The sequence below is a fragment of the Pseudomonas fluorescens HK44 genome (assembly GCF_000217955.3).
In the GTDB taxonomy this organism is placed as follows: Bacteria; Pseudomonadota; Gammaproteobacteria; order Pseudomonadales; family Pseudomonadaceae; genus Aquipseudomonas; species Aquipseudomonas fluorescens_AQ.
In genome coordinates, this window is sequence record NZ_AFOY02000005.1 from 171,054 (window position 1) to 182,727 (window position 11,674).

10 protein-coding genes are annotated in these 11,674 nt (G+C 60.3%); 9 read left to right on the forward strand and 1 reads right to left on the reverse strand.

The window, feature by feature from the left end; genetic code table 11:
* The first annotated feature begins 3 nt into the window (after nucleotides 1-3).
* From murD to lpxC, 9 genes are all read left to right on the forward strand, one after another.
* Nucleotides 4-1,350, forward strand: coding sequence for a UDP-N-acetylmuramoyl-L-alanine--D-glutamate ligase (gene murD / locus HK44_RS05535; protein ID WP_019693559.1), 1,347 nt, complete (start codon nucleotides 4-6; stop codon nucleotides 1,348-1,350).
* Entirely contained in the window at nucleotides 1,347-2,564 is a 1,218-nt protein-coding gene (gene ftsW, locus HK44_RS05540; RefSeq protein WP_019693558.1) for a putative lipid II flippase FtsW, read from the forward strand. Before murD ends, ftsW begins: the two co-directional genes overlap by 4 nt.
* Entirely contained in the window at nucleotides 2,554-3,624 is a 1,071-nt protein-coding gene (murG, locus tag HK44_RS05545; RefSeq protein WP_019693557.1) for an undecaprenyldiphospho-muramoylpentapeptide beta-N-acetylglucosaminyltransferase, read from the forward strand. Before ftsW ends, murG begins: the two co-directional genes overlap by 11 nt.
* Nucleotides 3,617-5,077, forward strand: a complete 1,461-nt coding sequence (murC, locus tag HK44_RS05550) for a UDP-N-acetylmuramate--L-alanine ligase (protein WP_019693556.1) — start codon at nucleotides 3,617-3,619, stop codon at nucleotides 5,075-5,077. Before murG ends, murC begins: the two co-directional genes overlap by 8 nt.
* Nucleotides 5,074-6,042 carry a D-alanine--D-alanine ligase gene (locus HK44_RS05555; RefSeq protein ID WP_019693555.1) on the forward strand — a complete coding sequence of 323 codons (969 nt, stop codon included), beginning with the start codon at nucleotides 5,074-5,076 and terminating at the stop codon, nucleotides 6,040-6,042. Before murC ends, HK44_RS05555 begins: the two co-directional genes overlap by 4 nt.
* 4 nt (nucleotides 6,043-6,046) lie before the next feature.
* Complete coding sequence (locus HK44_RS05560; protein WP_019693554.1) at nucleotides 6,047-6,913, forward strand: cell division protein FtsQ/DivIB; 867 nt, start codon at nucleotides 6,047-6,049, stop codon at nucleotides 6,911-6,913.
* 14 nt (nucleotides 6,914-6,927) lie between these two features.
* Nucleotides 6,928-8,190 carry a cell division protein FtsA gene (gene ftsA / locus HK44_RS05565; protein ID WP_019693553.1) on the forward strand — a complete coding sequence of 421 codons (1,263 nt, stop codon included), beginning with the start codon at nucleotides 6,928-6,930 and terminating at the stop codon, nucleotides 8,188-8,190.
* A gap of 90 nt (nucleotides 8,191-8,280) precedes the next feature.
* The gene (gene ftsZ, locus HK44_RS05570) at nucleotides 8,281-9,468 is read left to right on the forward strand and encodes a cell division protein FtsZ (RefSeq protein ID WP_019693552.1); all 1,188 of its coding nucleotides are present in this window, start codon (nucleotides 8,281-8,283) and stop codon (nucleotides 9,466-9,468) included.
* A 112-nt stretch (nucleotides 9,469-9,580) separates the two neighbouring features.
* Complete coding sequence (gene lpxC, locus HK44_RS05575) at nucleotides 9,581-10,492, forward strand: UDP-3-O-acyl-N-acetylglucosamine deacetylase (RefSeq protein WP_019693551.1); 912 nt, start codon at nucleotides 9,581-9,583, stop codon at nucleotides 10,490-10,492.
* A gap of 56 nt (nucleotides 10,493-10,548) precedes the next feature.
* Here the strand turns inward: lpxC and HK44_RS05580 are convergent.
* Nucleotides 10,549-11,674: ISL3 family transposase (locus tag HK44_RS05580; RefSeq protein ID WP_031319265.1), on the reverse strand; the 1,126-nt coding region annotated here is incomplete at its 5' end.

The window sequence follows — 11,674 nt, forward strand, 5'->3', positions numbered from 1 at the left end:
CGAGTGTCTCTGATCGCTTCTGACCACTTCCGCATCGTTGTCGGCCTCGGCAAGAGCGGCATGTCCCTGGTTCGCTTCCTGGCGAACCGGGGCGTGTCGTTCGCTGTCGCCGATACGCGGGAAAATCCACCGGAGCTGGCCACGCTGCGCCGTGACTATCCACAGGTGGAAGTGCGTTGTGGCGAGCTGGATGTCGAATTCCTCTGCCGTGCCGAGGAGCTCTACGTGAGCCCGGGACTGGCCTTGGCGACTCCGGCCCTGCAAGCGGCGGCGGCCCGTGGCGTGAAGCTGTCGGGTGATATCGAACTGTTCGCACGCAACGCGAAGGCGCCAATTGTTGCCATCAGCGGCTCCAATGCAAAAAGCACCGTGACCACGCTGGTTGGCGAAATGGCGGCAGCGGCCGGCAAGCGCGTGGCGGTGGGCGGTAACCTCGGTACTCCGGCACTCGATCTGCTGAGCGACGACGTCGAGCTGTACGTGATGGAACTCTCGAGCTTCCAGCTGGAGACCACCGATCACCTGGGCGCCGAAGTGGCCACTGTGCTCAATGTCAGCGAAGACCATATGGACCGTTACAGCGGCCTGCCGGCCTATCACCTGGCCAAGCACCGGATCTTCCGTGGCGCGAAGCAAGTGGTGGTCAATCGTCAGGATGCGCTGAGCCGTCCGTTGATGAGCGAGGGCCTGCCGTGCTGGACCTTCGGTCTGAACACGCCGGATTTCAAGGCTTTTGGTCTGCGCGAGGAAAATGGCGAGAAGTATCTGGCGTTTGAATTCCAGAACCTGATGCCGGTGCGCGAGCTGAAAATTCGTGGCGCGCATAACCAGTCCAACGCCCTCGCGGCCTTGGCCCTGGGGCACGCCGTTGGCCTGCCGTTCGACGCCATGCTCTCGAGCCTGCGCACTTTCGCCGGGCTTGAGCATCGCTGCCAGTGGGTCCGCGACCTGAATGGCGTGAGCTACTACAACGATTCCAAAGCCACCAACGTTGGCGCCGCTTTGGCCGCTATCGAAGGTCTGGGCGCAGACATCAAGGGCAAGCTGGTGCTGATCGCCGGAGGCGACGGCAAAGGTGCCGAGTTCAAGGATCTGCGTGATCCCGTCGCGGCCAACTGCCGCGCCGTGGTGTTGATGGGGCGTGATGCCGAGCTGATTGGCCAGTCCATCGGCGATGCCGTGCCACTGATTCGCGTCAACTCGCTGATCGAAGCGGTCGAGCAATGCCGCGCCATCGCCCAGCCAGGCGATGCCGTGCTGCTGTCGCCGGCGTGCGCCAGTTTCGACATGTTCAAGAACTACGAAGAGCGTGGGCACCTGTTTGCTCAGGCCGTGGAGGACTTGGCATGAGTTGGAGAAATATCATCAAGCCGTACCCGTCGCCGATCATCACCGGGCGCGGTATCGACCTCGACTTCCCGATGCTCGCCGGTTGCCTGGCGTTGCTCGGCCTGGGGCTGGTCATGATCGCCTCGGCGTCGTCCGAAGTGGCGTCGGTGCAGTCAGGCAGCGCCCTGTATTACATGATTCGCCACCTCATTTACATCGTGCTCGGCCTCGGTGCCTGCATCGTCACCATGATGATTCCGATTGCGACCTGGCAACGCATGGGCTGGTTGATGCTGATCGGTGCATTCGGTTTGCTGGTGATGGTGATCGTCCCGGGGATCGGCCGTGAGGTGAACGGTTCGATGCGCTGGATCGGTTTCAGTTTCTTCAACGTCCAGCCTTCCGAGATCGCCAAGGTCTTTGTGGTGATCTACCTCGCCGGTTATCTGGTGCGTCGACAGAAAGAAGTACGCGAAAGCTGGATGGGCTTCTTCAAGCCGTTCATCGTGCTGCTGCCTATGGCCGGCCTGCTGCTGATGGAGCCGGACTTCGGTGCCACCGTCGTCATGATGGGGGCTGCGGCGGCGATGCTGTTTTTGGGCGGCGTCGGGCTGTTCCGCTTCACCTTGATGGTGATACTGGCGGTGGTGGCGGTGGTGCTGCTGATCAAGATGCAGCCTTATCGAATGGCACGTCTGACCACCTTCACCGATCCTTGGGCCGACCAGTTCGGTTCCGGCTACCAGTTGACCCAGGCGCTGATCGCCTTCGGTCGCGGCGAATGGCTGGGTGTTGGCCTGGGCAACAGCGTGCAGAAACAGTTCTACCTGCCCGAAGCGCACACCGACTTCGTGTTCTCGGTCCTGGCCGAAGAGCTGGGCGTGGTCGGGTCTCTGGCCACCGTCGCGCTGTTCGTCTTCGTGTGCATACGCGGCATGTACATCGGGTTGTGGGCAGAAAAGGCCAAGCAATTCTTTGCAGCCTATGTCGCCTACGGCTTGTCGTTCCTGTGGATCGGTCAGTTCCTGATCAACATCGGAGTGAACGTCGGCCTGCTGCCGACCAAGGGTCTGACCCTGCCGTTCCTCAGTTACGGTGGCAGTTCGTTGGTGATCTGCTGCGCCTGTCTTGGCTTGTTGTTGCGCATCGAATGGGAGAGTCGAACCCACTTGGGCAGCGAAGAGATGGAGTTCAGCGAGAGTGACTTCGCCGAGGAGCCAACCCATGGGCGCTAACGTGCTGATCATGGCGGGCGGCACCGGTGGCCACGTATTCCCGGCGCTGGCCTGCGCTCGCGAGTTTCAGGCGCGCGGTTACACCGTGCACTGGCTCGGGACGCCCCGCGGAATCGAAAACGAACTGGTCCCGAATGCCGGCCTGCCGTTGCATTTGATCAACGTCAGCGGCCTGCGCGGCAAGGGCAAGCTGTCGCTGCTCAAGGCGCCTTTTGTATTGCTCAAGGCGATCTGGCAGGCCCGTGCGGTCATTCGCCAGCTGAAACCGGTCTGCGTCCTGGGCTTTGGCGGATATGTCACCGGCCCTGGTGGCGTAGCGGCCAGATTGGCCGGTGTACCCGTGATCGTTCATGAACAGAACGCCGTCGCCGGTACCGCCAATCGGTTGCTGGTGCCGTTGGCCGCGCGAGTCTGCGAAGCTTTCCCGGACACCTTTGCTGCCAGTGGCAGCCGGCGCACCACCGGTAACCCGGTGCGCACCGAGTTGTTCCTCGATACAGCGCGTCCAGCCCTGGCCGGACGCAAAGCGCGTTTGCTGATCCTGGGCGGAAGCCTTGGGGCAGAACCGTTGAACAAATTGCTGCCTGAAGCCCTGTCGCAGGTGCCTGTTGAACTGCGTCCGGAAGTGTTTCATCAGGCCGGTAAAAACCACGATGAAGTGACTGCCGAGCGCTATCGCACGGCCGGTGTCGAGGCGCACGTGCAGCCTTTCATCAAAGACATGGCCCAAGCCTATGGCTGGGCCGACCTGGTGGTCTGTCGCGCTGGCGCGCTGACTGTCAGTGAGCTGGCTGCTGCCGGTCTGCCCTCGATGCTGGTGCCTTTGCCCCACGCAATCGACGATCACCAGACCCGCAATGCCGAATATTTGGCTCGTGAAGGCGCTGCCTTCCTGATGCCGCAAAGAACGACTGGCGCAGCGGATCTCGCTGCACGCCTGACAGAGGTCTTGATGCAACCGCAACGACTCAACGACATGGCTGGCGCCGCTCGTCGCCTGGCCAAACCTGATGCAACCCGCAACGTGGTCGATATCTGCCTGGAGGTGGTTCATGGTTGAGAATCAGAAAGCCATGCCGCAGCCGGAAATGCGCCGCATCCGTCGCATCCACTTCGTCGGAATCGGCGGTGTGGGCATGTGCGGAATTGCCGAAGTGTTGCTGAACCTGGGCTATCAAGTGTCCGGTTCCGACCTGAAGGCGTCGCCGGTGACCGAGCGTCTCGAATCGTTCGGCGCCCAGATCTTCATCGGCCACCGCGCCGAGAACGCCGCAACTGCCGATGTGCTGGTGGTTTCGAGCGCCGTGAATCCTTCCAACCCGGAAGTCGCAACGGCCCTGGAGCGTCGTATCCCCGTGGTGCCGCGTGCCGAAATGCTCGCCGAGCTGATGCGCTACCGCCACGGCATCGCCGTCGCCGGTACTCACGGCAAAACCACCACCACCAGCCTGATCGCTTCGGTGTTCGCCGCCGGTGGCCTGGACCCGACCTTCGTGATCGGTGGCCGTCTGAATGCAGCGGGCACCAATGCCCAGCTGGGCACCAGCCGTTACCTGATCGCCGAAGCCGACGAAAGCGATGCCAGTTTCCTGCACCTGCAGCCGCTGGTGGCCGTGGTCACCAACATCGACGCCGACCACATGGCGACCTACGACGGTGACTTCAACAAACTGAAGAAGACCTTCGTCGAGTTCCTCCACAACCTGCCGTTCTACGGTTTGGCGGTGATGTGCCTGGACGACCCGGTGGTGCGTGAAATCCTGCCGCTGGTCAAGCGTCCGACCATGACCTACGGCTTCAGCGAAGACGCCGACGTGCGCGCCATCAATGTTCGTCAGCAAGGCATGCAGACCTTCTTCACCGTGCTGCGTCCTGACCGCGAACCGCTGGATGTCTCGGTGAACATGCCGGGCAACCACAACGTACTGAACTCGCTGGCGACCATCTGCATCGCGACCGACGAGTGTGTCAGCGATGAAGCCATCGTCCAGGGGCTGTCGGGCTTCCAGGGTGTTGGTCGACGCTTCCAGGTCTACGGCGAACTGCCAGTCGAAGGCGGCAACGTGATGCTGGTGGACGACTACGGTCACCACCCGACCGAAGTCGCAGCGGTGATCAAAGCCGTACGCGGTGGCTGGCCGGAGCGCCGCCTGGTGATGGTTTACCAGCCGCACCGCTACAGCCGCACCCGCGACCTGTACGACGATTTCGTCAATGTACTGGCCGACGCCAACGTGTTGCTGCTGATGGAAGTCTATCCGGCCGGCGAAGAGCCGATTCCGGGGGCTGACAGCCGCAAGCTGTGCAACAGCATCCGCCAGCGCGGTCAGCTCGACCCGATCTACATCGAACGTGGTGCCGACCTCGCACCTGTGGTCAAGCCGCTGCTGCGTGCCGGCGACATCCTGCTGTGCCAGGGCGCCGGTGATATCGGCGGCCTTGCACCGAAACTGTTGAATAGTCCGTTGTTCGCGGGTGCGGTTGTCGCTCCTAACGAAGGAAAGTTGAAATGACTGCTGCCTACGCCAACCTGTTCTCGACCATCCCCCCGAAAGACTTCGGCCGCGTGGCCGTGCTGTTCGGTGGCAAAAGCGCCGAGCGTGAGGTTTCGCTGAAGTCCGGTAACGCAGTGCTTGAAGCGCTGCAGTCCGCTGGTGTGGATGCGTTCGGCATCGACGTCGGCGACGATTTCCTGCAACGCCTGCTGAGCGAAAAAATCGACCGCGCCTTCATCATTCTCCACGGTCGCGGCGGTGAAGACGGCAGCATGCAGGGCCTGCTCGAATGCGCAGGGATTCCGTACACCGGCAGCGGCATCCTTGCCTCGGCACTGGCCATGGACAAGCTGCGGACCAAACAGGTCTGGCACAGCCTCGGCATTCCGACGCCACGTCACGCGGTACTGAGTAGCGAAGCCGACTGTATTTTGGCGGCGACGGAACTGGGCTTCCCTTTGATCGTCAAACCGGCGCATGAAGGTTCAAGTATCGGTATGGCCAAAGTGACTTCGGCAGCTGAATTGATCGAAGCCTGGAAAGCGGCCAGTACCTACGATTCGCAAGTGTTGGTCGAGCAATGGATTCAAGGTCCGGAGTTCACCATTGCGACCCTGCGTGATCAGGTGTTGCCACCGATCGCTCTGGGCACGCCGCACACTTTCTATGACTACGACGCCAAGTACCTGGCTTCCGATACCCAATACCGGATCCCGTGTGGCCTCGATAGCGCCAAGGAACAAGAGCTCATGGACCTCACGGCAAAAGCCTGTGAGGCGCTGGGTATCGCCGGTTGGGGACGGGCTGACGTGATGCAGGACGCCGATGGGCAGTTCTGGTTCCTGGAAGTCAATACCGCACCGGGCATGACCGATCACAGTCTGGTCCCAATGGCCGCACGCGCCGCCGGTCTGGATTTCCAGCAGTTGGTGCTGGCGATCCTGGCGGCCAGTGTTGCCAGTCACGTAGAGCCGCGAGGTTAAGACCATGCAAGGCGCCCAGCTACGTCATCAGCCATCCGCACCCGGCCGCAAGCCGGTGCCGCGGGGTGCCAGCCGAATGGTGGCCAAAGAGCCGATGTCGGTGCGCCTGCCGAAAGCCAATTTTGGTTTTCTCAAAGCCTTGTTCTGGCCCGTGCTGTTGGTCGCGTTGGGGTTTGGTACTTACGTAGGCGCACAGCGCTTGCTGCCGTACGCCGACCGGCCGATCACCAAGATCAACGTGCAGGGCGATTTGAGTTACATCAGCCAGCAAGCGGTGCAGCAGCGGATCGCCCCGTACGTGGCGGCAAGCTTCTTCACCATTGACCTGGCGAGCATGCGTACCGAGCTGGAACAGATGCCATGGATTGCCCACGCCGAAGTGCGTCGCGTCTGGCCTGACCAGGTGGTGATTCGCCTGGAAGAGCAACTGCCCGTGGCCCGTTGGGGTGACGAAGCGCTGCTGAACAACCAGGGGCAGGCGTTTACGCCGCGTGAATTGGCCAACTACGAACATTTGCCACAGCTGTTCGGCCCACAACGGGCCCAGCAGCAAGTGATGCAGCAGTATCAGGTGTTGAGCCAGATGTTACGGCCATTGGGCTTCTCGATTGCCCGGCTGGAATTGCGTGAACGCGGCAGCTGGTTTCTGACCACTGGCGCGGGTAGCGCGGGCCCTGGGATCGAGCTGTTGCTGGGGCGCGATCACCTGGTGGAAAAGATGCGCCGCTTCATTGCCATCTACGACAAGACGCTTAAAGAACAGATTACGAACATTGCGCGCATCGACCTGCGTTATGCCAACGGCCTGGCCGTCGGCTGGCGGGAACCTGTAGCGCCCACGACGGCCCAACGCGTCGTCGCGAAGAATTGAGAAGAGGCAGGACCATGGCAAACGTGCAAAGCGGCAAAATGATCGTCGGTCTGGATATTGGTACCTCCAAGGTGGTGGCGCTGGTAGGCGAGGTCGCGGCCGATGGCCAACTGGAAATCGTCGGGATCGGCACTCACCCCTCCCGCGGCCTGAAGAAGGGCGTGGTGGTGAATATCGAATCCACCGTGCAGTCCATTCAGCGTGCGATCGAAGAAGCGCAACTGATGGCCGGCTGCCGGATTCACTCGGCGTTCGTCGGTGTGGCCGGCAATCACATTCGCAGCCTGAACTCCCACGGCATCGTGGCGATTCGTGATCGCGAAGTCAGCTCGGCCGACCTCGAGCGTGTGCTCGATGCCGCCCAGGCCGTGGCCATTCCGGCGGATCAGCGCGTACTGCACACGTTGCCGCAGGATTACGTGATCGATAACCAGGAAGGCGTGCGCGAGCCTTTGGGTATGTCCGGCGTACGTCTGGAAGCCAAGGTCCACGTGGTCACCTGCGCGGTGAACGCCGCGCAGAACATTGAAAAATGCGTGCGTCGTTGCGGTCTGGAAATCGACGACATCATTCTCGAGCAGCTGGCTTCGGCGTACTCGGTGCTGACCGATGACGAGAAAGAGCTGGGCGTGTGCCTGGTGGACATCGGTGGCGGTACCACCGACATCGCGATCTTCACCGAAGGCGCGATTCGTCACACCGCGGTGATCCCGATTGCCGGTGATCAGGTGACCAACGACATCGCCATGGCGTTGCGCACCCCGACCCAGTACGCCGAAGAAATCAAGATCCGCTACGCCTGCGCCCTGGCCAAACTGGCCGGCGCCGGTGAAACCATCAAGGTCCCAAGCGTCGGTGATCGCCCGCCGCGCGAGCTGTCCCGTCAGGCCCTGGCCGAAGTGGTCGAGCCGCGTTACGACGAGCTGTTCACGCTGATCCAGGCCGAGCTGCGTCGCAGCGGCTACGAAGACCTGATTCCGGCCGGCATCGTGCTGACCGGCGGTACCTCGAAGATGGAAGGTGCGGTCGAGCTGGCCGAAGAGATTTTCCACATGCCGGTTCGCCTGGGCGTACCGCATGGCGTCAGAGGCCTGGACGACGTAGTGCGCAATCCGATTTATTCCACCGGTGTTGGTTTGCTGATGTATGGCCTGCAAAAGCAGTCCGATGGCATTTCCTTCTCCGGGATCAGCAGCAGTCGCGATAGCTACAACAACGACGAGGCCAAGAGCCCGTTGATCGATCGCATCAAAAGCTGGGTCCAGGGCAATTTCTGAAGATTTTCCGTAACACCGTGATACCGCAGCACCGTTTTACGCAGTAGGCGCAGTAGGCGAAAAAAACTAGAGAATGTAAGGAGAGGGAAAATGTTCGAACTCGTAGACAACATCCCCGCAAGCCCGGTTATTAAAGTTATCGGTGTTGGCGGTGGCGGCGGCAACGCTGTGAATCACATGGTCAAGAGCAACATTGAAGGCGTTGAGTTCATCTGCGCCAACACTGATGCCCAGGCGCTGAAAAACATCGGCGCGCGGACCATCCTGCAATTGGGCACCGGCGTGACCAAAGGTCTGGGTGCTGGCGCGAACCCCGAGGTCGGTCGTCAGGCCGCTCTGGAAGACCGCGAGCGCATCGCCGAAGTGCTGCAAGGCACGAACATGGTGTTCATCACCACCGGCATGGGCGGCGGTACCGGTACCGGTGCGGCGCCAATCATTGCTGAAGTGGCCAAGGAAATGGGGATCCTCACCGTTGCGGTGGTGACTCGTCCGTTCCCGTTCGAAGGCCGCAAGCGTATGCAGATCGCCGATGAAGGCATCCGCGCGCTGAGCGAAAGCGTTGACTCGTTGATCACCATCCCCAACGAGAAGCTGCTGACCATCCTGGGTAAAGACGCAAGCCTGCTGTCGGCTTTTGCCAAGGCTGACGATGTGCTGGCCGGTGCCGTTCGCGGTATCTCCGACATCATCAAGCGTCCAGGCATGATCAACGTCGACTTCGCCGACGTTCGTACCGTCATGAGCGAAATGGGCATGGCGATGATGGGCACTGGCTGCGCCAGCGGTCCGAACCGTGCACGTGAAGCGACTGAAGCGGCGATTCGTAACCCGCTGCTCGAAGACGTCAACCTGCAAGGTGCACGCGGCATCCTGGTGAACATCACCGCCGGTCCTGACCTGTCTCTGGGTGAGTACTCCGACGTGGGTAGCATCATCGAAGCCTTCGCTTCCGAGCACGCCATGGTCAAGGTCGGTACCGTTATCGATCCGGACATGCGCGACGAATTGCACGTGACTGTGGTTGCCACAGGTCTGGGCGCGAAAATCGAGAAACCTGTGAAGGTCATCGACAATACCGTTCAAACCTCCATGGCCGCTGCCGCACCTGCTGCCGCGCGTCAGGAAATGCCGTCGGTCAACTACCGCGACCTGGATCGTCCAACCGTGATGCGCAACCAGGCTCAGGCCGGCGCAGCGGCGGCGGCTAAACTTAATCCGCAAGACGATTTGGACTACCTGGACATCCCGGCATTCCTGCGTCGTCAGGCCGATTGATGGAATGTATCAGGGCTATGAAGTTGATTGGTGTTCAGCAAAGGTCTGGTCTGCTATTATCGCCAGCCTTTGTTGATACCAGTTCGCAATTTGCGCTGAAGCGGCCCAAGCCATGATTAAACAACGCACCCTGAAAAATATTATCCGTGCCACAGGTGTAGGCCTGCATTCCGGGGAGAAGGTATACCTGACCCTCAAGCCAGCACCTGTAGACACTGGCATCGTGTTTTGTCGTGCCGACCTGGACCCTGTGGTGCAGATTCCTGCTCGCGCGGAAAACGTTGGTGAAACCACTATGTCGACGACACTGGTCAACGGTGACGTCAAAGTGGACACGGTGGAGCATTTGCTCTCGGCCATGGCTGGCCTGGGCATCGATAACGCCTACGTCGAGCTCTCCGCGTCCGAAGTCCCGATCATGGATGGTAGCGCTGGACCCTTCGTATTCCTGATTCAATCGGCTGGCCTGGAAGAACAGGACGCAGCCAAGAAGTTCATCCGGATCCTGCGTGAAGTGACAGTGGAAGACGGCGACAAGCGCGCCACTTTCGTCCCTTTCGAAGGCTTCAAAGTGAGCTTCGAGATCGATTTCGATCATCCGGTGTTTCGTGACCGCACTCAAAGTGCCAGCGTGGATTTTTCCAGCACTTCGTTCGTAAAAGAAGTCAGCCGCGCCCGGACCTTTGGTTTCATGAGTGATATCGAGTACCTGCGCAAGCATAACCTCGCACTTGGCGGTAGCGTCGAGAACGCCATCGTGGTCGACGCGGATGGTGTACTGAACGAAGACGGCCTTCGCTACGAAGACGAATTCGTGAAGCACAAGATCCTCGATGCAATTGGTGACCTCTACCTGCTGGGCAATAGCCTGATTGGTGAGTTCAAAGGCTTCAAGTCGGGCCATGCACTGAACAACCAGCTTCTGCGTAAATTGATTGAGCAGAAAGATGCTTGGGAAGTCGTGACGTTTGAAGACGCCAGCGCTGCACCGATCTCTTACATGCGTCCCGTTGCGGCCGTGTAAGCAAAAACCTCTCTAGTTTTTAAAGGCTGCCTTCGGGTGGCCTTTTTTTAGGTTCATCACGGATTACCGGGAAAGACGCTCTTGATCTTCATGAAAAAGAACTCGCTATCCCGGTAACCGTACGCCATCCGCTTGATGACCTTTATTCGATTGTTTATTCCTTCCAACTGACCGGTGTGCATCGGCCAGCGAACCCGACTGACGATGCCCCGCCAGTAATCCTTTAGCCGTCTGGCGAACTGGATCAGGGCGGGTATCGCGCTTTCATGAGCATGGCGCAACCATTGCTTCCAGGCCGATCTCCAGCCCCAGGCGGTACTCGGCGTCCAGAGCGTTTTGAGTTCAGCCTTCATCAGATAGACCGTCATCAACGATTGGTTGGCCGCCAGTAAATCCTGTAAATGGACCTGTTGTTCCGGCGTTTTCAGGTTCTGCGGGTTACGCAGCAACAGCCATCGCGCCTGCTTGATGACCTTGCGAGCCGGCTTGTCATGACGCAGCCGGTTAGCCTCGTCGACGCGGACCCGATCAATCACCTCTCGGCCATATTTGGCTACCACATGAAAGAGGTCGTAGACCACTCGGGCTTTGGGGCAGTGCTGGCGAACCTCCAGATCAAAAGCGGTGTTCATGTCCATCGCTACCGCTTCGATTCGAGCACAACCCTCTGGTCCCAGTTCTTCGAAGAACGGTCTGACCGCCGCCCGGCTGCGGCCTTCGCCGATCCACAGCACTCGTCGTGTATCGGCATCCAGGACCACGCTGGCGTAGCGATGACCTTTGAACAGCGCGAACTCGTCCATTACCAGGCGTCGCGGTTGCGCCTTCGGCAGATTACTTAGCGCCGTTTGCAAGGCTCGACGCTCCAGCAACCGGACGGTGTCCCAATGCAGCCCAAACAGTTGAGCCACGTGTAGCGTGGGAAGGCGCTCACAGGCTTGAATGACCGCATCGGCCAAGCGGCGCGTCATGCGGGCATAGCGATCCAGCCAACTGACGGCTTCCATGCGTTTGCCACAGTCACGACAGCCAACCCGCCTGAGCAAAACGCTAAGGCGCACCGCGCGACCGAGAATGGGCAAATCACGAACGACTCGCTCGCAATACTCATGAGTGGTTGAACAGGGTTTTTGGCAGCCGCCACAGGAAGGGAATCGGGTAGCGTGGGGAGTCAGATCGATC

Excerpts from the sequence above, each read along its gene's own strand:
- ftsW (WP_019693558.1), top strand. The coding sequence starts at position 1,347 with ATGAGTTGGAGAAATATCATCAAGCCGTACCCGTCGCCGATCATCACC.
- murG (WP_019693557.1), top strand. The coding sequence starts at position 2,554 with ATGGGCGCTAACGTGCTGATCATGGCGGGCGGCACCGGTGGCCACGTA.
- murC (WP_019693556.1), top strand. The coding sequence starts at position 3,617 with ATGGTTGAGAATCAGAAAGCCATGCCGCAGCCGGAAATGCGCCGCATC.
- HK44_RS05555 (WP_019693555.1), top strand. The coding sequence starts at position 5,074 with ATGACTGCTGCCTACGCCAACCTGTTCTCGACCATCCCCCCGAAAGAC.
- HK44_RS05560 (WP_019693554.1), top strand. The coding sequence starts at position 6,047 with ATGCAAGGCGCCCAGCTACGTCATCAGCCATCCGCACCCGGCCGCAAG.
- ftsA (WP_019693553.1), top strand. The coding sequence starts at position 6,928 with ATGGCAAACGTGCAAAGCGGCAAAATGATCGTCGGTCTGGATATTGGT.
- ftsZ (WP_019693552.1), top strand. The coding sequence starts at position 8,281 with ATGTTCGAACTCGTAGACAACATCCCCGCAAGCCCGGTTATTAAAGTT.
- lpxC (WP_019693551.1), top strand. The coding sequence starts at position 9,581 with ATGATTAAACAACGCACCCTGAAAAATATTATCCGTGCCACAGGTGTA.